This window comes from Micrococcus sp. KRD096 (genome assembly GCF_017168495.1).
GTDB classification, from domain to species: Bacteria; Actinomycetota; Actinomycetes; order Actinomycetales; family Micrococcaceae; genus Micrococcus; species Micrococcus luteus.
In genome coordinates this window covers 48,845-70,312 of record NZ_JABFAY010000004.1, presented here as the reverse complement: position 1 = coordinate 70,312, position 21,468 = coordinate 48,845, and the positions used below count along the sequence as shown (strand labels likewise).

The 21,468-nt window shown below is 74.4% G+C and carries 20 protein-coding genes; all 20 read left to right on the top strand.

All coding sequences use genetic code 11. The features are described from left to right. Positions 1 to 507, top strand: a 507-nt coding sequence (locus J1M41_RS02575; RefSeq protein WP_241247652.1) for a general stress protein, incomplete at its 5' end; no start/stop codon positions are given. Between the two features lie 284 nt (positions 508 to 791). Beyond that, on the top strand, positions 792 to 1,418 hold the full coding sequence (gene rpsD, locus J1M41_RS02570) for a 30S ribosomal protein S4 (RefSeq protein WP_036313685.1): 627 nt from the start codon (positions 792 to 794) through the stop codon (positions 1,416 to 1,418). A gap of 171 nt (positions 1,419 to 1,589) precedes the next feature. Continuing rightward, positions 1,590 to 1,979, top strand: a complete 390-nt coding sequence (locus tag J1M41_RS02565; RefSeq protein ID WP_020621562.1) for a hypothetical protein — start codon at positions 1,590 to 1,592, stop codon at positions 1,977 to 1,979. Then, entirely contained in the window at positions 1,976 to 4,687 is a 2,712-nt protein-coding gene (gene alaS / locus J1M41_RS02560) for an alanine--tRNA ligase (RefSeq protein WP_206451080.1), read from the top strand. Before J1M41_RS02565 ends, alaS begins: the two co-directional genes overlap by 4 nt. Further along, entirely contained in the window at positions 4,647 to 5,216 is a 570-nt protein-coding gene (ruvX, locus tag J1M41_RS02555; RefSeq protein WP_206451079.1) for a Holliday junction resolvase RuvX, read from the top strand. Before alaS ends, ruvX begins: the two co-directional genes overlap by 41 nt. Next, complete coding sequence (gene mltG / locus J1M41_RS02550) at positions 5,213 to 6,481, top strand: endolytic transglycosylase MltG (protein ID WP_206451078.1); 1,269 nt, start codon at positions 5,213 to 5,215, stop codon at positions 6,479 to 6,481. Before ruvX ends, mltG begins: the two co-directional genes overlap by 4 nt. Further along, positions 6,481 to 7,404, top strand: coding sequence for a shikimate dehydrogenase (locus tag J1M41_RS02545; RefSeq protein WP_098094738.1), 924 nt, complete (start codon positions 6,481 to 6,483; stop codon positions 7,402 to 7,404). The genes mltG and J1M41_RS02545 overlap by 1 nt, the downstream gene beginning before the upstream one ends. 79 nt (positions 7,405 to 7,483) lie before the next feature. Then, positions 7,484 to 8,719: a chorismate synthase gene (aroC, locus tag J1M41_RS02540; RefSeq protein ID WP_036336604.1), complete on the top strand. Its 1,236-nt coding sequence runs from the start codon at positions 7,484 to 7,486 to the stop codon at positions 8,717 to 8,719. 89 nt (positions 8,720 to 8,808) lie between these two features. Then, positions 8,809 to 9,420 (top strand): shikimate kinase, encoded by a 612-nt coding sequence (locus J1M41_RS02535; protein ID WP_227717889.1) that lies wholly within the window; start codon positions 8,809 to 8,811, stop codon positions 9,418 to 9,420. After that, positions 9,417 to 10,586, top strand: a complete 1,170-nt coding sequence (aroB, locus tag J1M41_RS02530) for a 3-dehydroquinate synthase (RefSeq protein ID WP_081097731.1) — start codon at positions 9,417 to 9,419, stop codon at positions 10,584 to 10,586. The genes J1M41_RS02535 and aroB overlap by 4 nt, the downstream gene beginning before the upstream one ends. A gap of 120 nt (positions 10,587 to 10,706) precedes the next feature. Then, complete coding sequence (efp, locus tag J1M41_RS02525) at positions 10,707 to 11,270, top strand: elongation factor P (protein ID WP_002857030.1); 564 nt, start codon at positions 10,707 to 10,709, stop codon at positions 11,268 to 11,270. Further along, positions 11,263 to 11,715 (top strand): transcription antitermination factor NusB, encoded by a 453-nt coding sequence (gene nusB, locus J1M41_RS02520; RefSeq protein WP_044659811.1) that lies wholly within the window; start codon positions 11,263 to 11,265, stop codon positions 11,713 to 11,715. The genes efp and nusB overlap by 8 nt, the downstream gene beginning before the upstream one ends. A gap of 169 nt (positions 11,716 to 11,884) precedes the next feature. Then, positions 11,885 to 12,493: a bifunctional pyr operon transcriptional regulator/uracil phosphoribosyltransferase PyrR gene (pyrR, locus tag J1M41_RS02515; RefSeq protein ID WP_036313707.1), complete on the top strand. Its 609-nt coding sequence runs from the start codon at positions 11,885 to 11,887 to the stop codon at positions 12,491 to 12,493. A 3-nt stretch (positions 12,494 to 12,496) separates the two neighbouring features. Continuing rightward, positions 12,497 to 13,480 (top strand): aspartate carbamoyltransferase catalytic subunit, encoded by a 984-nt coding sequence (locus J1M41_RS02510; RefSeq protein ID WP_036313715.1) that lies wholly within the window; start codon positions 12,497 to 12,499, stop codon positions 13,478 to 13,480. A 10-nt stretch (positions 13,481 to 13,490) separates the two neighbouring features. Then, complete coding sequence (locus J1M41_RS02505) at positions 13,491 to 14,846, top strand: dihydroorotase (RefSeq protein ID WP_206451121.1); 1,356 nt, start codon at positions 13,491 to 13,493, stop codon at positions 14,844 to 14,846. Then, on the top strand, positions 14,843 to 15,469 hold the full coding sequence (locus J1M41_RS02500) for a hypothetical protein (protein ID WP_012750893.1): 627 nt from the start codon (positions 14,843 to 14,845) through the stop codon (positions 15,467 to 15,469). Before J1M41_RS02505 ends, J1M41_RS02500 begins: the two co-directional genes overlap by 4 nt. Then, on the top strand, positions 15,466 to 16,650 hold the full coding sequence (gene carA / locus J1M41_RS02495) for a glutamine-hydrolyzing carbamoyl-phosphate synthase small subunit (protein WP_036336598.1): 1,185 nt from the start codon (positions 15,466 to 15,468) through the stop codon (positions 16,648 to 16,650). Before J1M41_RS02500 ends, carA begins: the two co-directional genes overlap by 4 nt. Positions 16,651 to 16,653: 3 nt before the next feature. Beyond that, complete coding sequence (gene carB, locus J1M41_RS02490; protein WP_206451077.1) at positions 16,654 to 19,959, top strand: carbamoyl-phosphate synthase large subunit; 3,306 nt, start codon at positions 16,654 to 16,656, stop codon at positions 19,957 to 19,959. Then, complete coding sequence (pyrF, locus tag J1M41_RS02485; RefSeq protein WP_206451076.1) at positions 19,956 to 20,843, top strand: orotidine-5'-phosphate decarboxylase; 888 nt, start codon at positions 19,956 to 19,958, stop codon at positions 20,841 to 20,843. Before carB ends, pyrF begins: the two co-directional genes overlap by 4 nt. Positions 20,844 to 20,981: 138 nt before the next feature. Further along, complete coding sequence (gene mihF, locus J1M41_RS02480; RefSeq protein WP_010078601.1) at positions 20,982 to 21,296, top strand: integration host factor, actinobacterial type; 315 nt, start codon at positions 20,982 to 20,984, stop codon at positions 21,294 to 21,296. The last annotated feature ends 172 nt before the right edge of the window (positions 21,297 to 21,468 follow it).

The window sequence follows — 21,468 nt, the reverse complement described above, 5'->3', positions numbered from 1 at the left end:
GCCCCGTACGGCCGCCCCGGCGCCGGCGGCCCCGCCCTCCCGCAGGCCGACTACCGCATCCTGCGCTCCGTCCCGGCCTACGCCGAGGCCCAGGCCCTCGTGGACCAGCTCTCCGACGCCGGGTTCCCCGTGGAGCGCGTGCGCATCGTGGGCACCGGGCTGCGCTCCGTGGAGCAGGTCCTGGGCCGGATGACCACCGGCAAGGCCGCCGTCCGCGGCGGGCTGCAGGGCCTGTGGTTCGGCCTCCTGCTCGGCCTGCTCTTCTCGATCTTCGCCCCCGGCTTCGGGTTCCTCTGGATCCTGCTGATCTCCCTGGGCCTGGGCGCCCTGTGGGGGGCGGTCTTCGGGGCGATCGGCCACGCGGCCACCGGCGGCAGGCGCGACTTCACGTCCCTGCAGACCATGGAGGCCGAGTCGTACGACGTGCTGGTCGAGGCCTCCCACCTGGACCAGGCCGGTCAGCTCCTCGGCGCGGACCCCGGCACCGCGGCCACGCCGCGCGCATGAGCCCCGGCCCGCCCCGTCGTCGTCGCTCTGGTAAGGTGGACCGGTCTGGCAGGCGCTGCGCCCCGGACGCATCCCCCTCGCTCGGATCCCCGCGGACGCCCGCGTGCCCGGGCGAGGGACGCGCAGCGCATCAGTGGATGACGGGCGGCGGCACGCCCCTCAGCTCTCCTCAGGATCGCGGGGAGGCCAGGTTCGAGGCCCCTTGACCCGTGCGCCCCGGCGCCCGGACGAGACCTCGAGACAAACCCGAACCGTGCCGCACGTCAAGGAAAGGCAGGTCCACCATGAGTGGCAACCTTCGCACCCGCCGCACCGTGCGGCACTCCCGCGCCCTGGGCATCGCGCTGACCCCCAAGGCCGAGAAGTACATGGAGCGTCGTCCGTACGGCCCCGGCCAGCACGGCCGTGCCCGCCGCAAGCAGGACTCGGACTACGCGGTGCGCCTCAAGGAGAAGCAGCGTCTGCGCGCCCAGTACAACATCCGCGAGGCCCAGATGCGCCGCTACTTCGAGGAGGCCAAGCGCACCGCCGGCCTGACCGGTGAGAACCTGGTCGAGCTCCTCGAGCAGCGCCTCGACGCCCTCGTGCTGCGTGCCGGCTTCGCCCGCACCATCCAGCAGGCCCGTCAGCTCGTCGTGCACCGCCACATCATGGTGGACGGCAAGCGCGTGGACGTCCCCTCGTTCCGCGTGAAGGAGGGCCAGATGATCCACGTGCACGAGCGCTCGGAGAAGATGGTCCCCTTCCAGCTGGCCGCCGCCGGCGCCCACCAGCAGGTCCTGCCCGCCACCCCGGGCTACCTGACCGTGGAGATCGACAAGCTGCGCGCCACCCTCACCCGTCGCCCGAAGCGCTCCGAGGTCCCCGTGACCTGCGAGGAGCAGCTCGTGGTCGAGTACTACGCGCGCTGATCCGCCGCGGCCGGGTCCGTCCCGGACGACGGCGCCCCGCGCGTCCCGCAGGCCCGGTCACCTCTCGGAGGTGACCGGGCCTGCGGCGTCCCCCGGGCCCGCCGCCGGGGATCGGCGCCGCGCCCGGTAAGGTGGGGCCGGAATCCCTGCCGTCCGAAGGAGGCCCCCGCCATGCTCCGCTCGCTGCTGCTCGTCGGCGCCGGCGCCGCATCCGGCTGGTTCGCACACCGCGCCCTCGGCGACCGTGCCCACCCGGCCACCGACGCGACCGACGCGCCGACGTCTGACCCTGGCTCCGCGGGGGGGCGCGCGGGGTTCTCCGCCCGCCTGGACCCGGAGCGTCTGGCCCGCCAGGCCGGTGAGGCCGCCGCCGACGCCGCGGCGGCCGCCCTGCAGGACGGTGCCCGGCGCCTGGCCGAGCGCGTCCGCGCCGAGGCCCCCTGGGCCGCGCCCTACCTGCCCCACACGGGGCCGATCATCTCCGGGGAGACCGTGGAGCCGCCGTCGCACGGCGCCGCCCGCCCCCAGACCACCACCACGCAGAAGGACACCCCCGCATGAAGTCCCAGGAGATCGCCCGCCGCTGGACCGCCTTCTTTGAGTCCAGGGGGCACCGCGTGGTGCCGTCGGCGTCGCTCGTCTCGCCGGATCCGTCGCTGCTGTTCACGGTGGCCGGCATGGTCCCGTTCATCCCGTACTTCCTGGGGGAGCAGACCCCGCCGAGCCCGCGCGTCGTCTCGGTGCAGAAGTGCATCCGCACCGCGGACATCGAGGAGGTCGGCAAGACCGTCCGCCACGGCACCTTCTTCCAGATGTGCGGCAACTTCTCCTTCGGCGACTACTTCAAGGAGACGGCCATCCCGATGGCCTGGGAGCTGCTGACGTCCTCGGTCGAGGACGGCGGCTTCGGCCTGGACCCCGAGCGCCTCTGGGTCACCGTGTACCGCGAGGACGACGAGGCCGAGCGCATCTGGCGCGAGGACGTGGGCGTCCGTCCCGAGCGCATCCAGCGCATGGGCAAGGACGACAACTACTGGAACACCGGCCAGCCCGGCCCGGGCGGCCCCTGCTCGGAGATCTTCTACGACCGCGGCCCCGCGTACGGCGTCGACGGCGGCCCGGCCGCGGACGACACCCGCTACATCGAGATCTGGAACCTCGTGTTCATGCAGTACCGCCTCTCCGCGGTGCGCTCGAAGGACGACTTCGACATCGCCGGCGAGCTCGAGCACAAGAACATCGACACCGGTCTCGGCCTCGAGCGGCTCGCCATGATCCTCCAGGGTGTGGAGAACATGTACGAGACGGACCAGGTCCGCCCCGTGCTCGACCGCGCCGCGCAGCTGGCCGGCCGCTCCTACACCTCCACCGAGGACCCGGCCGACCCGCACTACGACGACGACGTCCGCCTGCGCATGGTGGCCGACCACGTGCGCTCGGCCCTGATGCTGATCAGCGACGGCGTGCGCCCCGGCAACGAGGGCCGCGGCTACGTGCTGCGCCGCCTCATCCGCCGCGTCGTCCGCGCCCTGCGCCTGATGGGCGTCACCGAGCCCGTTTTCCCTGAGCTGCTGCCGGTCTCCCGGGACGCGATGAAGGGCACCTACCCGGTGGTCGCGGACGAGTTCGAGCGCATCGCCCGGATCGCCTACGCCGAGGAGAAGGCGTTCCTGCGGACCATCGCCGCGGGCACGGCTCGCCTCGACGCCGCGGTGGGCCAGGCCCGCTCGGCGGGCGGCGGCATCGCGGGCCCGGACGCGTTCGAGCTGCACGACACCTACGGCTTCCCGATCGAGCTGACGCTGGAGATCGCGGAGGAGGCCGGCGTCGCCGTGGACGAGGCCGGGTTCCGCGCCCTCATGGCCGAGCAGCGCGACCGCGCCCGCGCGGACGCCAAGGCCAAGAAGGCCGGCCACACGGACACCGCCGTGTACCAGCGCCTGCGCGCCGAGGGCCAGACCCACTTCACCGGCTACACCGAGCACACCACCGAGTCCGTGGTGCGCGGCCTGCTGCAGAACGGCGAGGAGGTCGCGTCCGCCGGCGCCGGCACGGAGCTCGAGCTCGTCCTGGACGCCACGCCGTTCTACGCGGAGTCCGGCGGCCAGGCCGCGGACACCGGCCTGATCACCGGCGACGGCTTCCGCCTCGAGGTGCTCGACGTGCAGGCCCCCGTGAAGGGGCTGTCCGTGCACAGGGTCAAGGTCCTCGACGGCGAGGTCGCCGCCGGCGCGCAGGCCCTCGGCGCGATCGACCTGCAGCGCCGCCTCGACGGCGAGAAGGCCCACTCCGGCACCCACCTGGTGCACGCCGCACTGCACCAGATCCTCGGCCCCGAGGCCACCCAGTCCGGCTCCTTCAACAAGGAGGGCTACCTGCGCTTCGACTTCCGCTGGGCCGAGGCGCTCTCGGCCGGGGCCCGCTCCGAGGTCGAGGACGTGGTGAACATCGCCATCCGCGACGACCACGCCGTGCTCACCCAGGAGATGAGCCTCGAGGAGGCGCGCGCACTCGGCGCGATGAGCCTGTTCGGCGAGAAGTACGGCGACCGGGTGCGCGTCGTGGAGATCGACGGCGCCTGGTCCCGCGAGCTGTGCGGCGGCACCCACGTGGGCCGCACCGCGCAGATCGGCTCGCTGACCCTGCTCGGCGAGCAGTCCGTGGGCTCGGGCAACCGCCGCGTCGAGGCGCTCGTCGGCCTGGACTCGTTCCGCCACCTCGCCGCGGAGCGCACCCTCGTCTCCGAGCTCTCGGAGATGTTCAAGGCCCCGGCCGAGGAGCTCAAGGACCGCATCGGCGCCACCCTGGACCGGCTCAAGGCGGCCGAGAAGCAGGTCGCGGAGCTGCGGGCCCAGGCGCTGCAGGCCCAGGCCGGGCAGCTCGCCGGGCAGGCCCAGGACGTCACGACGTCCGCCGGGACGTCGGTGCGGGTGCTGGCCCACCACGCCGGCCACGTGGCCGGGGACCAGCTGCGTTCCCTCGCGCTGGACCTGCGCGCCCGGATCGAGTCGGCCGGCGGCAACGCGGCGGGCACGCCCGTGCTCGTGGCCCTCACGGCCGAGGCCAAGGGCCGGCCCCTCGTGGTCGTGGCGACCAACGAGGCCGCCCGCGCGGCCGGCCTCAAGGCGGGCGCCATGGTCAAGACCGCCACCGGCGTGCTCGGCGGCGGGGGCGGAGGCAAGGACGACGTCGCCCAGGGCGGCGGCCAGGACGTCACGCGCGTCGGGGATGCGCTCGACGCCGTCGTCGCCGCGGTGCGCGCGGCCTGAGGCGGACGTGAGCGCAGGTCAGGACGGGGCCAACGCGGCAACCGACGCCGTGCGCCGGGGGCGCACCCTCGGCGTCGACGTCGGCCGTGCCCGCGTGGGCGTCGCGTCGGCCGACCCCGACGGCCTGATCGCCACCCCCGTGGCCACCCTGCGGCGGGATGCGCGTCGACGTCGTGACGTGGACGAGCTCGTCGCCCACGCACGCGAGCTCGACGTCGTCGCCGTGTACGTCGGCCTGCCGGTGAATCTACGGGGCGAGCACACGCCGTCCACGCAGGACGCCCTCGACTACGCGGACGCCGTCGCCGCCGCCCTGGTCGAGGCGGGCCACCCCGTGCCGGTCCGGTTCGTCGACGAGCGGCTCAGCACGGTCTCCGCGCAGGCCGGACTGCGGGCCGCGGGCCGGTCCGTCAAGGACAGCCGCGGCGTGATCGACCAGGCCGCCGCCGTCGCGATCCTGCAGGCCGCCGTGGACGAGCAGCGCCGCACCGGACGCTGGGCCGGCCAGGACCGGGAGCGGATCCGGTGACCGGCGACCACCAGCACGCTCGGCGTGAGGACCGCTGGGACGATCTGCTCGGCGACGAGGCCGACGTCCACGACGACCTCGACGTGTTCGGCTTCGCCCACGGCGAGGCGGACGAGGCCGATCTCGGCGCCCCGTCCCAGCCGGTCGACGCGGCCGGCCCGCGCCGGCCCCGCACGTTCCTGCGTCGCCGGGGCTCCGGGTCCCACCCGGCCCCGCGGGTCGATCGCGGCGCCGGCCGGCGGCGGACCGCGCTGGTGCTGGGCACGGTGCTCGTGGCGTTCGCCGTCGTGGTCGGGCTGATCGTGCGCGGCTTCCTGGGCGGCCCCGACCATACGACCGTCGAGGGCGACGAGGTGACGTTCTCGGTGGAGCCGGGCGAGGACCTGGGCTCCGTGGCGGCCCGCCTGGACCGGGCCGGCATCGTGGCCTCCGCCCGTGCGTTCGAGCGCGCTGCCCGGGACACGGACAGCGGTCTCGTGCGGTCGGGGGACTTCGTGCTGCGCGAGCGGATGCCCGCGGCCGAGGCCCTCGCGGTGCTCCAGGGCGCCGCGGACGGGGCCGTGCACTACGTGCTCGTGGAGCGCGGCCGGCGACTCACCGAGGTGCTGGACGCCGTCGCCGAGGCCACGGGGCTGCCCCGTGAGGAGCTCGAGGCCGCCGCCCAGGACCCGACCCGCTACGGCGTCCCCGGGGAGGCGGGCACGCTCGAGGGCTGGCTCGACGCGGGGGAGTACCGCCTCCCCGTCGACGCCACCGCCGAGCAGGTGCTCGACGCCCTGATCCGGCCCACCCTCGCCGAGCTCGACGCCCACGACGTCCGCGACCCGGCCGAGCAGCAGCGCGTGCTCACGATCGCCTCCATCCTCGAGGCGGAGGCCCTGCCCCAGGACTACCGGCAGGTCGCCGGCGCCATCGAGAACCGCCTCGCCCCGGACAACACCGAGACGCGCGGGCTCCTGCAGATCGACGCCACCGTCACGTACGGCCTCGGCGTGCGCAGCCTCAGCTTCACCTCTGGCCAGCGCCAGGACGCGTCGAACCCCTACAACACGTACGTGCACCCGGGCCTGCCGCCGGGTCCGATCGGCATGCCCTCCGACGCGGCCGTCGAGGCCGCCCTCGACCCCGCCGAGACGGACGCCTACTACTGGGTGACCACGGACATCGGCACCGGCCACACCGAGTTCTCCCGCACCTATGAGGAGCACCAGCAGCACGTGCGCACCCTGCAGCGCTACTGCGCGTCCAATCCGGGGGTGTGCTGATGCGCCCCGTGCTGCACGCGGCGGTCCTGGGCCGGCCGATCGCCCACTCGCTCTCCCCGGTGCTGCACGCGGCCGCCTACCGGGTCCTGGGCCTCGACGTCGACTACGGCCGCCGAGACCTGGGCGAGGACGAGGTGCTCGCCTTCGCGGCCGAGCACCTCGGCGCCCCGGGCACGGCCGACGGCGGCGCGGCCGCGGCCCGCGGGCAGGACTGGCTCGGCTGCTCCGTCACCATGCCGCTGAAGCGGGCGGTCGTCGCCGCCGCCGGGCACGTCAGCGACCGCGTCCGCCTCCTGGGCACCGCGAACACCCTCGTGCGCGACCACCCCTCCGCCCCCGGGGTCGTCCACGCCGAGAACACGGACGTGGACGGCATCCTCGGCGCCCTCGCCGCGGCCGGCCTCGACCGTGCCGCCCGGGGCGGGACCGTCGGCGTGCTCGGGAACGGGGGGACCGCGACGGCGGCCGTCCTCGCCGCCGCCACGCTCGGCGCGCACGCGGTGCTCTTCGGCGTCCGCGACCCCGCCCGCGCCGCCGAGGTGACGGCCCTGGCCGACGCGCTCGGGCTGCGCTGGGCGACCCTGACCCAGGCGGATCTGCTCCGGCGGGCGCCGGGGCTGCGTGCCGTCGTCGCCACCCTGCCGCCGCTCGCCGCGGACGCCCTGGCCGCACACGTGCCGGCCGGCGCCGCCCTGCCGCCCCTGCTGGACGCGGCCTACGACCCGTGGCCCTCCGCGCTGGCGGCCGCCTGGTCCCGGGAGGGCGGTCCGGTGGCGTCCGGGCTGTCCATGCTGCTGCACCAGGGCATCGAGCAGGTCCGGCTGTTCACGGCCCGGCCCCGCGCCGCAGCCGGGATGCCCGAGCCGGACTGGGCGGCGGTGACGCGCGCCGCGGCGGACGCCCTGGGACCGGCCGCCGGCTGAGCGTCGAACGCCGGATCCGGTGCGTCCCGTCCGGTCACACGTGGCGGCGCGGCGCCCCGTGCGTGAGAGACTGCACGCCATGGTGCGCTGGTTGACAGCGGGGGAGTCTCACGGCCCCGCGCTCACAGGAATCGTAGAGGGACTGCCGGCCGGGATCCCGGTCACGACGCAGGACGTGCAGGACGCGCTCGCGCGCCGCCGCCTGGGGTACGGGCGCGGCGCGCGCATGAAGTTCGAGCAGGACGCGGTGACGATCCTCGGCGGCGTCCGCCACGGCCGCACCCTCGGCTCGCCCGTGGCGATCCAGGTGGGCAACACGGAATGGCCCAAGTGGGAGAAGGTGATGGCCGCCGATCCCGTCCCCGCGGAGGAGCTCGACGGTCTGGCCCGCAACGCGGCGCTCACCCGCCCGCGGCCCGGCCACGCCGACCTGACCGGCATGCAGAAGTACGGCTTCGACGAGGCCCGCCCCCTCCTCGAGCGCGCCTCCGCCCGTGAGACCGCCGCCCGTGTGGCCCTGGGCACCGTTGCCCGCGCCTTCCTCGGCGAGCTCGGCGTGCGGATCGTCTCCCACACCGTGGCCTTCGGGGAGGCCGCCCTGCCGGAGGGCCACCCGTTCCCCGTCCCCGAGGACGAGGCCCGCCTCGACGCCGACCCGGTCCGCTGCCTCGACCCGCAGACCTCCGCGGCGATGGTCGCCGAGGTCGACGACGCCCACCGCGCCGGGGAGACCCTCGGCGGCGTCGTGGAGGTGCTGGCGTACGGCGTGCCGATCGGCCTGGGCTCCCACGTCCACTGGGACCGCCGCCTCGACGCGCGGCTGGCGGGGGCGCTCATGGGCATCCAGGCGATCAAGGGCGTGCAGGTCGGCGACGGGTTCGCCACGGCCGCCCGACGCGGCACCGCCGCCCACGACGGGATCGCCCGCGGCGCGGACGGCCGCCCCCGGCGCACGACCGACCGGGCCGGCGGCATCGAGGCCGGCATGTCGACGGGCGAGCTGCTGCGCGTGAGCGCCGCGATGAAGCCGATCGCCACGGTGCCGCGCGCACTGCCCACGGTCGACGTCGCCACGGGCGCGGAGACCACGGCCCACCATCAGCGCTCCGACGTGGCGGCCGTGCCCGCCGCGGGCATCGTCGCCGAGGCCATGGTCGCCCTCGTCCTGGCCGACGCGATGCTCGAGAAGTTCGGCGGCGACTCCGTGGCCGAGACGCGCCGCAACCTCGAAGCGTTCCAGGCCGCGGTCCCCGCCCTGCCGGAGCCGGGCGCCGACGTCGTGGCGGACGGCCCGATGGGCGACCCCCTGCCGTGACCGACACCCCCGGGACCGCGCCGGCCCCGGGACCGGACCCGAGCACGCGTCCCGTCCCCGGGCCCGTCACCGTGTGCCCGTGGGAGGGCATGACCGGTGCCCTCGAGGCGCGCCTGACGGCCGCGGCCACGGTGGCCGCCGCGGCCGACGAGGACCCGGCCGCGCGCCCGGCCCGCCGGATCGTCCTCGTCGGCCCGATGGGGGCCGGGAAGACGACGGTCGGCCGGGCCCTGGCCGCCGTGACCGGGCTGCCCTTCGTGGACTCCGACGAGCTGTTCACCCAGGTGCACGGCCCGATCCCGGAGTTCTTCGCCGAGCACGGCGAGGCCGCGTTCCGGGCGGAGGAGGCGCGCGTCATCGGCCATGTGCTCGGCCGACCCGCCCCGTGCGTCCTCTCGTGCGGCGGCGGCGCCGTCCTGCATCCGGGCACCCGCCGCGCGCTGGCCGGGCCGGACTCCGACGTCGTCTACCTCGCTGTCGGAGAGGAGGAGGCGCTGCGCCGCGTGGGCGGCGGCGCGGGCCGCCCCGTCCTGGCCGGAGACCCCGCCGGGACCTGGCGGCGCATCCTCGCCGAACGCGAGGGGCTGTACCGCGAGGTCGCCGACCTCGTGCTCGACACCACAGGCCTGACGGCCGCCGAGGCGGCCTGGCGTATCGTGGGGGACGCCCACCGCCCCCGAAGGAGTGAGTCACACCCATGACCGACCGTGAGCCGGACATCACCGAGCAGGAGACCCCGGGGGCGGCGCCCGCGGCCGCTCCGGCCGCACCCGAGGACGTGACGGTCATCCCCGTGGCCGGCGGCCACGAGGCGGCCGTGCACGGCGGCTACGACGTGGTGGTGGGCCGGGGCCTGCTCGCGCGCCTGCCGGACATGCTCGGCCCGACCGTCCGACGCGTGCTGGTCATCCATCCGCGCGCCCTCCGGGCCACCGGCGACGTCGTCAAGAACGACCTCGAGGCCGTGGGCCTGACCGCACTGACCGCCGAGATCCCGGACGCCGAGGAGGGCAAGCACCTGCAGGTGGCCGGGTTCTGCTGGCAGGTGCTCGGCCAGAACGACTTCACCCGGTCGGACGCGATCGTCTCCGTGGGCGGCGGCGCCGTGTCCGACCTGGCCGGCTTCGTGGCGGCCACGTGGCTGCGCGGCGTCCGCGTCGTGCACATGCCCACCACCCTGCTGGGCATGGTGGACGCGGCGGTGGGCGGCAAGACCGGCATCAACACCGCCGAGGGCAAGAACCTGGTGGGGGCGTTCCACAATCCGGCCGGCGTGCTGGCGGACCTGGACACGCTGCTCACCCTGCCGGCCAACGAGCTGATCTCCGGCCTGGCCGAGGTCGTGAAGTGCGGCTTCATCGCCGACCCCGCGATCCTCGACCTCATCGAGGAGGACCCGGCCCAGGCCCAGAACCCGCACTCCGCGCGGCTGCGCGAGCTGATCGAGCGTTCGATCCGGGTCAAGGCGGACGTCGTCTCCCGCGACCCCCGCGAGTCGGGCGCCCGCGAGGCGCTGAACTACGGCCACACGATGGGGCACGCGATCGAGCTCGCCGAGCGCTACCAGTGGCGCCACGGCGCCGCGGTGTCCGTGGGGCTGGTCTTCGCGGCCGAGCTGGCCCGCTCCCTCGGCCGGCTCGACGACGCCACCGCGGACCGCCACTGGTCGGTGCTGACGGCCCTGGGCCTGCCCGTCTCCTACCGCGGGGACCGGTGGCAGACCCTGCTCGAGGGCATCCGCCGGGACAAGAAGAACCGCGGCGACCAGCTGCGCTTCGTCCTGCTGGACGGGCTCGCGCAGCCCACCACCGTGGACATCCCGGACGCGTCCCTGCTCTTCGCGGCGTACCAGGAGATCGCAGAGTGAGCCGCCGCTGACCCCGGCCCCGCGCGGGGCCTCCCGTAGACTGGCCCGCGCACATCCAAGACCCCACCCACTGCAGGCGGACCCGTGACGGTCCGCGAGACCGATCGGGAGCACACACACGTGGCAACGAGCAACGACATCAAGAACGGCGCCGTCCTGAAGCTGGAGGGCCAGCTCTGGAACGTCACCGAGTTCCAGCACGTCAAGCCGGGCAAGGGCGGCGCGTTCGTCCGCACCAAGATGAAGAACATCACCACGGGCAAGGTCGTGGACAAGACCTTCAACGCCGGCGCCAAGGTCGAGTTCGCCACCGTGGACCGCTCCGACTACCAGTACCTCTACCAGGACGGCGCGGACTACGTGTTCATGGACGTCAAGGACTACGACCAGATCACCGTGCCCGGGGCCGTGGTCGGCGACGCCGCGAAGTACATGCTCGAGAACACCCAGGTCGTCATCGCCCTGCACGAGGGCACGCCGCTGTACCTCGAGATGCCGGCGTCCGTGGTCCTGGAGATCACCTACACCGAGCCGGGCCTGCAGGGGGACCGCTCGTCCGCCGGCACCAAGCCCGCCACCGTGGAGACCGGCGCCGAGATCCAGGTGCCGCTCTTCGTCGAGCAGGGCACCCGCGTCAAGGTCGACACCCGCACCGGCGACTACCTCGGCCGCGTCAATGACTGAGCGGGCCTCCGCCGGCTCCGCTGCCAAGCGGGGGACCACGGCGCGCAGCCGCTCCCGGCAGCGTGCGGTGGAGATCCTGTTCGAGGCCGAGCAGCGGGGCTCCAGCGCGCTGGAGGGCATCCGCACCCGCCGCGAGAGCACCGATCTGCAGGTGAACGCCTACACCCAGCGGCTCGTGGAAGGCGTCATCGCGGACCAGGAGCGGCTCGACGAGGCCCTGAGCTCCTACTCCCGCGGCTGGTCCCTGGACCGCATGCCCGCCGTCGACCGGGCGATCCTGCGCGTGGGGGCCTGGGAGCTGCTGTTCCAGGACGACGTGCCGGACGCCGTCGCCATCTCCGAGGCCGTCGCCCTGGCCGCCCAGCTGTCCACGGACGACTCGCCCGAGTTCGTCAACGGTCTGCTCGGCCGCCTGCAGCAGGTCAAGCCGACGCTGCTCGCCTGAGCCGCCGAGAGCTCCGTCACGAGGCCCGTCCCGCACCGCGTCATCCGCGCCGTGGGGCGGGCCTCGCTGGTAGAGTCGGCGACGTCCCGCGCGGGGGCCCACCGGCGCCCCGGGACGAACCACGCATCCTTTAAGAGCCGTCCTGTGAGGCGGGGAAGGAGGCGCCGGCATGGGAACTGACCCCGCCGCACCTCGTGCTGCCCGGACCGTGCTGTCCACGTCCGAGATCGACCGGGCGCTGACCCGGATCGCCCACGAGATCCTCGAGTCCAACAAGGGCGCCGAGGGTCTCGTCCTGATGGGGATCCCGCGCCGCGGGGCCCCCCTGGCCCGGCGGCTCGGCGCCCTGCTGGCCCGCATCGAGCCGGCCTTCGACCCCACCGCCGCCGTCGGTGAGGTGGACGTGACGCTCTACCGGGACGACCTCCGCCGCGGCACGGCCCGCACCCCGATGCCCACCCGCCTGCCCGAGGTCCCCCTCGACGGCGCCGTCGTCGTGCTCGTGGACGACGTCCTCTTCTCCGGCCGCACCGTCCGGGCCGCCCTCGACGCGATCGCCGACCTGGGCCGCCCCGCCGCCGTGCGCCTGGCCGTCCTCGTGGACCGCGGGCACCGCGAGCTGCCCGTCCGGGCCGACTTCGTGGGCAAGAACCTGCCGACCTCCACCGCCGAGCGCGTCCAGGTCCGGCTCATGGAGGTCGACGGCCCCGAGGGCACCGGCGAGGTCACTGAGGACGCCGTGAGCATCGTCGACCGTGTCGCGACCCGGGAGGGTTGAGCCGTGCGCCACCTGCTGTCCACCGCCGACCTCTCCCGCGCCGACGCCCTCGCCGTCCTCGATACCGCCGAGGAGATGGCCGCCGTCAACCAGCGCGAGGTCAAGAAGCTGCCCGCCCTGCGCGGCCGCACCGTGGTGAACCTCTTCCTCGAGGACTCCACCCGCACCCGCATCTCCTTCGAGGCCGCCGCCAAGCGGCTCTCCGCGGACGTGATCAACTTCTCCGCGAAGGGGTCGTCCGTCTCCAAGGGGGAGTCGCTCAAGGACACCGTCCAGACGCTCGAGGCCATCGGCGCGGACGCCATCGTGATGCGCCACTGGTCCTCGGGCGCGGCCCGCCAGCTGGCCGACTCCGGCTGGGTGCGCTCCGCCGTCGTGAACGCCGGCGACGGCACCCACGAGCACCCCACCCAGGCCCTCCTGGACGCCTTCACCCTGCGCCGGCGCCTCGCCGCGGCGACGGGAGAGGACCTGGTCGGCCGGGACCTGACCGGCATGCGCGTGGTGATCGTGGGGGACATCCTGCACTCGCGCGTGGCCCGGTCCAACGTGTGGCTGCTCAGCACGCTGGGCGCACAGGTCACCCTGGCCGCCCCGCCCACCCTGCTGCCCGTGGGCGTGGCCGCGTGGCCGTGCCAGGTCACCTACTCGCTGGACGAGGCCCTCGACGCCGGCCCCGACGCCGTCATGATGCTCCGCGTCCAGGCCGAGCGAATGGGCGGCGCCTTCTTCCCGTCCGCAGGGGAGTACACCCGGACCTGGGGGCTGACCGATGACCGCTTCGCCCGCCTCACCGCCGGCCGGGGCGCCCTGCTCGACGAGCCCGTGGTCATGCACCCCGGCCCGATGAACCGCGGCCTGGAGATCAGCCCGGCGGCGGCGGACTCGCCCCGCAACACCGCCCTCGAGCAGGTCGCCAACGGCGTGTCCGTCCGCATGGCGGTCCTGCACCTCGTCCTCAACCACGACCAGGAGGTCCGCCCGTGAGCGCCCCCCCCTGCTGCTGCGCAGCGCGCGCCTGACCACGGGCGAGACCGCCGACGTGCTCGTCGCCGAGGGCCGGATCGCCGCCCTCGGCCCGGACGCCGCGACCCACGCCGCCGGCCTCGACCCGGCCCCCGAGGAGGTCGACTGCGCCGGCCTGGTGCTGCTGCCCGGGCTCGTCGACCTGCACACCCATCTGCGCCAGCCCGGCAAGGAGGACGCGGAGACGGTCGAGACCGGCACCCGCGCCGCCGCGATGGGCGGCTTCACCTCGGTCCACGCGATGGCCAACTCGACGCCGACGGCCGACACCGCCGGCGTGGTGGAGCAGGTGTGGCGGCTGGGCCGGGACGCGGGCTGGTGCGATGTGCACCCCGTGGGCGCGGTGACCGTGGGCCTGGCCGGCGAGGCCCTGGCCGACCTCGGCGCGATGGCCGACTCGCAGGCCCGCGTGCGGATGTTCTCCGACGACGGCATGTGCGTCCACGACGCCGTGCTGATGCGCCGTGCGCTCGAGTACGTGAAGTCCTTCGGCGGCTTCGTGGCCCAGCACGCGCAGGAGCCGAACCTCACCGCCGGCGCCCAGATGAACGAGTCCGAGCTCTCCGGCGTCCTCGGCCTGGCCGGCTGGCCCGCCGTGGCGGAGGAGGCCGTCATCGCCCGTGACGTGCTGCTGGCCCAGCACGTGGACTCCCGCCTGCACGTGTGCCACGTCTCCACGGCCGGCTCCGTCGAGCTGATCCGCTGGGCCAAGGCCCAGGGCGTGGCCGTGACCGCCGAGGTCACCCCGCACCACCTGCTGCTCACCGAGGAGCTCGTCCGCTCCTACGACCCCGTGTTCAAGGTCAACCCGCCGCTGCGCCGCGAGTCCGACGTGATGGCCCTGCGCGCCGGGCTGGCCGACGGCACCATCGACACCGTGGGCACCGACCACGCCCCACACACCGCCGAGACCAAGCAGTGCGAGTGGACGGTCGCGGCGATGGGCATGACGGGCCTCGAGACCGCCCTGTCCGTGGTGCAGCAGGCGATGGTGGACACCGGCCTGATGGACTGGGCCGGCGTCGCCCGCGTGATGTCCACGGCGCCGGCCCGGATCGCCGGCCTGACCGACCAGGGCCAGGCCGACGAGCGCGGCGTCCCGCGCGTCGGCGCGGTGGCCAACCTCGTGCTCGTGGACGCGCAGGCCCGCCGCACCGTGGACCCCGAGCAGCACCTGACCAAGTCCCGCAACAGCCCGTACCGGGGCATGGAGCTGCCGGGCGCGGTGCGCCACACGGTCTATCGCGGTGCCCGCGTCGTCGCCGACGGCGCCCCCGCCCGGCCGTACCGCCACCCGGCCCTGACGGAGACGGGGGAGCGCGCGTGAGCATCACCTCCCTGGCCGCCGCCCTGGCGGCCCGTCCCGTCCCGCCGCGGACCCCGACGAAGGACTACGCGGACGTGTGGCTGCCGGTGACCCTGGGCACCCTGGCCGTCGTCCTCGTGCTGCTCGGCCTGCTGGCCCTCGGGTGGCGGGCCCGCCGCCGGGCGCAGGCCGGGATCCCGGCCCCGGCCCCCGTGCCGACGGCCCTCTACGACGCCGAGCCGACGCTGTCCGCGGAGGGCATGCACGTGGGCACGGTGCGCGGCGAGGACCGACTGGACCGCGTGGCGGTGCACGGCCTGGGCCTGCGCTCGCGCGCCGTCCTCGAGGTCCACGACGCCGGCACCCACCGCGGCCTGCTCGTGCTCCGCCCCGGGGCCGCCAACCTGTTCATCCCCGCGGACGACCTCGTCGAGGCCGGCCTGTCCGGCGGGATCGCCGGCAAGTTCGTCGAGCCGGGCGGGCTCGTCGCCTGGGGCTGGCGCCTCGGCGACGTCGAACTCACCTCCGCCTTCCGCCCCGACCGCCCCGAGGACCGCGACCGGCTCCTCGCCGCCCTGCAGACCATCATCGACCCCGCCCCGGCCGACCCGGCCGGCCGCGCAGGAGAAGGAGACCCCCGATGAGCACCCCCACCGACGACCTGGCCCTGCTCGTCCTCGAGGACGGCACCGTCCACCGCGGCCGGGCCTACGGCGCCCGCGGCCGCACCCTGGGCGAGGCCGTGTTCACCACGGGCATGACCGGCTACCAGGAGACCCTCACCGACCCGTCCTACGCGGGGCAGATCATCGTGCAGACCTCCCCGCACATCGGCAACACCGGGGTCAACGACGCCGACCGCGAGTCGCGGGCGATCTTCGCCGCCGGCTACGTGGTCCGCGACGCGGCCCGGCGTCCGTCCAACTGGCGCGCCGAGCGCACCCTCGACGAGGAGCTCGAGGCGTTCGGCGTCGTCGGGATCCGCGAGGTCGACACCCGGGCCATCACCCGCCGCCTGCGCACCGAGGGCTCGATGCGCGCCGGCGTGTTCTCCGGCGAGCACGCCGCCCGCCCGGAGGCCGAGCTGCTGGCGGAGGTGCGCGCCCAGCCGTCGATGGCCGGCGCCCGCCTCGCGGAGTCCGTCACCACGGAGCAGCCGTACGTCATCGAGCCGGCCGAGCACGGCTGGGAGGGCGAGCCGATCGCCGAGATCGCCGCCCTCGACCTCGGCATCAAGGCCGCCACGCCGCGGCACCTGGCCTCCCGCGGCATCCGCGTGCACGTGCTGCCCGCGGCCACGGACCTGGCCGGCATCCGCGCCGTGGACCCGGACGGCGTCTTCCTGTCCAACGGCCCCGGCGACCCGGCCACGGCAGACGCCCAGGTGGAGCTGCTGCGCGAGGTCCTCGACGCCGGCCTGCCGTTCTTCGGCATCTGCTTCGGCAACCAGATCTTCGGCCGCGCGCTCGGCTTCGACACCTACAAGCTGAAGTTCGGCCACCGCGGCCCGAACCAGCCGGTGCTGGACAAGGCCACGGGCCGCGTGGCCATCACCTCCCAGAACCACGGCTTCGCCGTGGCCGCCCCCCTCGGCGAGCCGATCGAGGCGCCGGAGTCGCGCTTCGGCCGCGTCGAGGTCTCCCACTGGTCCCTGAACGACCAGGTCGTCGAGGGCCTGCGCCTGCTCGACCGGCCCGCCTTCTCCGTGCAGTTCCACCCGGAGTCCGCGGCCGGCCCCAACGACACCCTCGACCTGTTCGACCGCTTCGTGCAGCTGCTCACCGAGCACCGCGCCGCCACCACCCCCGCCACCGAAGGAGCCTGATCCATGCCCAAGCGCACCGACCTGAAGTCCGTCCTGGTCATCGGCTCCGGCCCCATCGTGATCGGCCAGGCCGCCGAGTTCGACTACTCCGGCACCCAGGCCATCCGCGTCCTCAAGGAGGAGGGCGTCCGCGTCGTCCTCGTCAACTCCAACCCGGCCACGATCATGACCGACCCGGAGCTGGCCGACGCCACCTACGTCGAGCCCATCACCCCGGCCGTGGTCGCCAAGATCATCGAGAAGGAGCGCCCGGACGCCCTGCTGCCCACCCTGGGCGGCCAGACGGCGCTGAACACCGCCATCGCCCTCGACAAGGACGGGGTGCTCGAGCGCTTCGGCGTCGAGCTGATCGGCGCGAACATCGAGGCCATCGAGCTCGGCGAGAACCGCGAGCTGTTCAAGGGCGTCGTGGAGCGTGCCGGCGGCGAGTCCGCCCGGTCCCACATCGTGCACACGATGGAGGAGGCCCTGGCCGCCGTCGAGGACCTGAAGTACCCCGTGGTGGTGCGCCCCTCGTTCACGATGGGCGGCCTCGGCTCCGGCATGGCCTACGACGAGGCCGACCTGTACCGCATCTGCGGCGCCGGCCTGCAGTACAGCCCGACCTCCGAGGTCCTGCTCGAGGAGTCCATCCTCGGCTGGAAGGAGTACGAGCTGGAGATGATGCGGGACAAGAACGACAACGTCGTCGTCGTCTGCTCCATCGAGAACGTGGACCCCGTGGGCGTGCACACCGGCGACTCCATCACCGTGGCCCCGGCCATGACGCTGACGGACCGCGAGTACCAGAAGCTGCGGGACATCTCGATCAACGTCATCCGCGAGGTCGGCGTGGACACCGGCGGCTGCAACATCCAGTTCGCGGTGAACCCCGTGGACGGGCGCGTCGTCGTCATCGAGATGAACCCGCGCGTCTCCCGCTCCTCGGCGCTGGCCTCGAAGGCCACCGGCTTCGCGATCGCCAAGATCGCCACCAAGCTGGCCCTGGGCTACACGATGGACGAGATCCCCAACGACATCACCCAGAAGACCCCGGCGTCCTTCGAGCCGGTCCTGGACTACGTGGTCGTGAAGGTCCCGCGCTTCGCGTTCGAGAAGTTCCCGGCGGCGGATCCCACGCTGACCACCACCATGAAGTCGGTCGGCGAGGCCATGGCCATCGGCCGCAACTTCACGGAGGCCCTGCAGAAGGCCCTGCGCTCGCTCGAGCAGAAGGGCTCGGAGCTCGCGTTCCCGCAGGACGCCGACCCGCAGGCCCTGCTCGCGGCGGCGAGCACGGCCACCACCGACCGGCTCTCCCAGACCCAGCAGGCGCTCTACGCCGGCGCCACGATCGAGGAGGCCTTCGAGGCCACCGCGATCGACCCGTGGTTCCTGGACCAGTTCGTGCTCATCAACGAGGTCGCGGACGAGATCCGCGACGCCGAGGTCCTCGACGAGGCCCTGCTGCGCCGCGCCAAGCGGCACGGGTTCTCCGACGCCCAGATCGGCTCGCTGCGGCACATGGACGCCGCGGTCGTGCGCGGCGTGCGTCACGCCCTGGGCGTGCGCCCCGTCTACAAGACCGTGGACACCTGTGCCGCCGAGTTCGAGGCCTTCACCCCGTACCGGTACTCCAGCTACGACCTCGAGACCGAGGTCGCCCCGCACGAGGGCGAGTCGGTGATCATCCTCGGCTCGGGCCCGAACCGGATCGGCCAGGGCATCGAGTTCGACTACTCGTGCGTGCACGCCACCATGGCGCTGCGCGAGGCTGGCTACGCGACCGTGATGGTCAACTGCAACCCGGAGACGGTATCCACGGACTACGACATCTCCGATCGCCTCTACTTCGAGCCGCTCACGCTCGAGGACGTCCTGGAGGTCATCGCGGCAGAGGAGGCCTCCGGCGGCGTGCGCGGCGTCTTCGTGCAGCTCGGCGGTCAGACCCCGCTCAAGCTGGCCCAGCAGCTCGCCGACGCCGGCGTGCCGATCCTGGGCACCTCGCCCGCGGCCATCGACCTGGCCGAGCACCGCGGCGAGTTCGCGCTCGTGCTCGAGCGCGCGGGCCTGGTGGCGCCGAAGAACGGCACGGCGGTCTCCTTCGACGACGCCAAGCGCGTGGCGGACGAGATCGGCTACCCCGTGCTCGTGCGCCCCTCCTACGTGCTCGGCGGCCGCGGCATGGAGATCGTGTACTCCGAGGAGGCGCTGGCCCACTACGTGGCGCACGCGACGGAGATCACCCCCGACCAGCCGATGCTCGTGGACCGCTTCCTCGAGGACGCGATCGAGATCGACGTCGACGCCCTCTACGACGGCACCGAGCTGTACCTCGGCGGCGTCATGGAGCACATCGAGGAGGCGGGCATCCACTCGGGTGACTCCGCGTGCGTGCTGCCTCCCGTCACCCTGGGCCCGGACGTGCTCGAGCGCGTGCACCGCGCCACCGAGCGGATCGCGGCCGGCGTCGGCGTGCGCGGCCTGATCAACATCCAGTTCGCGCTCGCCTCGGACGTGCTGTACGTGATCGAGGCGAACCCGCGCGCCTCGCGGACCGTGCCGTTCGTCTCGAAGGCCACGGGCGTCCAGCTGGCCAAGGCGGCCGCGCGGATCGGCGTCGGCGAGAGCATCGCCGACCTGCGCGCGGCGGGCATGCTGCCCACGGCGTACGACGGCGGCACCCTGCCGATCGGCGCGCCCGTGGCGGTCAAGGAGGCGGTGCTGCCGTTCACCCGCTTCCGCACCGCGGAGGGCCGCGTGGTCGACTCGCTGCTGGGCCCGGAGATGCGCTCGACGGGCGAGGTCATGGGCATCGACAAGCACTTCGACACCGCGTTCGCCAAGTCCCAGTCCGCCGCCGGCGGCCCGCTGCCCACCTCGGGGCGCGTGTTCGTGTCGGTCGCCAACCGGGACAAGCGCACCCTCGTGGGCCAGGCCAAGCGCCTCGTCGACCTCGGCTTCCAGGTGGTCTCCACCGGCGGCACCGCCGAGGTGCTGCGGCGCAACGGCATCCCCGCGGAGGTCGTGGCGAAGATCGCCGACGCCGGGCACGAGGACGGCGCGGGCACCGTGCTGGAGCAGCTGCACGCCGGCACCGTCGACCTCGTGCTGAACACGCCCTCCGGCGGCGACGCCCGCACGGACGGCTACGAGATCCGCGCGGCCGCGACGTCGCTCGGCGTGCCGGTGATCACGACCACGGCCGAATTCGGGGCGTGCCTGCAGGCCATCGAGGCCATGCGGTCCTACGAGTGGTCCGTCACCTCACTGCAGGAGCACGACGCGCGCCTGCAGCAGGCTGTCGCCGGTCCGGAGGCCGCGGCGTGACCACGACGGCGACGGGCGGCGCGGGGCCCCGCGCCCCCTTCGGGCGGCGGCTGGCCCACGCCATGGAGACGGCCGGTCCGCTGTGCCTCGGCGTGGACCCCCATCCGGGCCTGCTGCGGCAGTGGGGCCTGAGCGACACCCCGGCGGGCCTCGAGGCGTTCTCCCTGACCGCCCTCGAGGCGGCGGTGGGTCCCGAGGGGCCCCGCGTGGCGGCGATCAAGCCCCAGGTGGCGCTGTACGAGCGCCACGGATCGGCCGGCCTGGCGGCCCTGGAGCGGCTGCTCGCGGCCGCCCGGGACGCCGGGGTGCTCACGATCGCGGACGCCAAGCGCGGTGACATCGGCTCCACCATGGACGGCTACGCCGCCGCGTGGATCGCCGACGCCTCGCCCCTGGCCGCGGATGCGGTGACGCTCAGCCCGTACCTGGGTTTCGGCACCCTCGTGCCGACCATCCGCGCCGCCCACGAGGCCGGCCGCGGCGTGTTCGTCCTCGCGCTGACCTCCAATCCGGAGGGCCGCGAGGTCCAGCACGTGGGCGAGGGGTCGGCCGAGGGATCGGTCGCCCGGCGCATCGCCGCGGCGGCGGCCGCCGAGAACGCGGCCCTGCGCGGCGACGACGCGTGGGGGCCGGTGGGACTCGTCCTGGGCGCCACGGTGGCCGCCGAGGCGGACCGCCTCGGCCTGGACCTGCCGGCCCTCGGCGGGCCCCTGCTGGCGCCCGGGTTCGGTGCCCAGGGCGCCACGGCCCGGGGCATGCGGGCCGACTTCGGGACGGCCTGGCCGCAGGTCTTGGCGACCTCGTCCCGCGGCATCCTGAGCGCGGGCCCGTCGGTGGCCTCGCTGGCGGACACGATCGAGGAGAATCGCGCCGCCCTGCGGTGACGCCCGCGTCCTCCCGGCGCGCCCGTGCCGTGTGGACGGGATGGTATCTTCCCTTTCGATCGGCTGTGCTCGTCGTCCTTGACCATGGAAGGGTCACGACGGGGCCGGTGGGGAACGAGAGGCATCGAGGTCAGACCCATGGCGTTGCGGCAGCTCAGTGTGCAGGAGAGGGCGGAGGCCCGGAGGAAGGCCCTCCAGGCCCGCCAGGCGCGGGCGGAGCTCAAGGCGGCCTTCGCCGCCGGTGAGGTCGGCCTGGCCGACATTTTCGCGCGCGCGGACGCCGACGACGCCGTCGCCCGTCTGCGGACCGTGGACCTGCTGCTGGCCCTGCCGGGCGTGGGCGAGGTCCGGGCCCGGGAGGCGATGGCGGGGTGCGGCATCTCGCCGCGGCGTCGGCTGGGCGGCCTGGGCCGTCGTCAGCGCGAGGCGCTGATCGCCTATATTGGCCGGTGACCCCCACATCCCGGCGGGTCGGCGCCGGCCCGGGTGACGGGTCTGCGAGGCCCGGCTCGAGCGGGCGGGGGCGCTCGCCACGGGCGACGGCCCGCTCGTAGGCGGCCACGAGCTGGGCGGGCGGGTGCTCCACGTCCTCGACGCGGCGCCAGAACGCGCGGGTCCACACGCG

What these genes read in the sequence shown, in the direction of transcription:
- J1M41_RS02565 (WP_020621562.1), top strand. Translation starts at nt 1,590, where the DNA reads ATGCTCCGCTCGCTGCTGCTCGTCGGCGCCGGCGCCGCATCCGGCTGG.
- nusB (WP_044659811.1), top strand. Translation starts at nt 11,263, where the DNA reads ATGACTGAGCGGGCCTCCGCCGGCTCCGCTGCCAAGCGGGGGACCACG.
- carA (WP_036336598.1), top strand. Translation starts at nt 15,466, where the DNA reads ATGAGCACCCCCACCGACGACCTGGCCCTGCTCGTCCTCGAGGACGGC.
- carB (WP_206451077.1), top strand. Translation starts at nt 16,654, where the DNA reads ATGCCCAAGCGCACCGACCTGAAGTCCGTCCTGGTCATCGGCTCCGGC.
- mihF (WP_010078601.1), top strand. Translation starts at nt 20,982, where the DNA reads ATGGCGTTGCGGCAGCTCAGTGTGCAGGAGAGGGCGGAGGCCCGGAGG.
- pyrR (WP_036313707.1), top strand. Translation starts at nt 11,885, where the DNA reads ATGGGAACTGACCCCGCCGCACCTCGTGCTGCCCGGACCGTGCTGTCC.
- rpsD (WP_036313685.1), top strand. Translation starts at nt 792, where the DNA reads ATGAGTGGCAACCTTCGCACCCGCCGCACCGTGCGGCACTCCCGCGCC.
- alaS (WP_206451080.1), top strand. Translation starts at nt 1,976, where the DNA reads ATGAAGTCCCAGGAGATCGCCCGCCGCTGGACCGCCTTCTTTGAGTCC.
- ruvX (WP_206451079.1), top strand. Translation starts at nt 4,647, where the DNA reads ATGCGCTCGACGCCGTCGTCGCCGCGGTGCGCGCGGCCTGAGGCGGAC.
- J1M41_RS02535 (WP_227717889.1), top strand. Translation starts at nt 8,809, where the DNA reads ATGACCGGTGCCCTCGAGGCGCGCCTGACGGCCGCGGCCACGGTGGCC.
- aroB (WP_081097731.1), top strand. Translation starts at nt 9,417, where the DNA reads ATGACCGACCGTGAGCCGGACATCACCGAGCAGGAGACCCCGGGGGCG.
- J1M41_RS02545 (WP_098094738.1), top strand. Translation starts at nt 6,481, where the DNA reads ATGCGCCCCGTGCTGCACGCGGCGGTCCTGGGCCGGCCGATCGCCCAC.
- aroC (WP_036336604.1), top strand. Translation starts at nt 7,484, where the DNA reads ATGGTGCGCTGGTTGACAGCGGGGGAGTCTCACGGCCCCGCGCTCACA.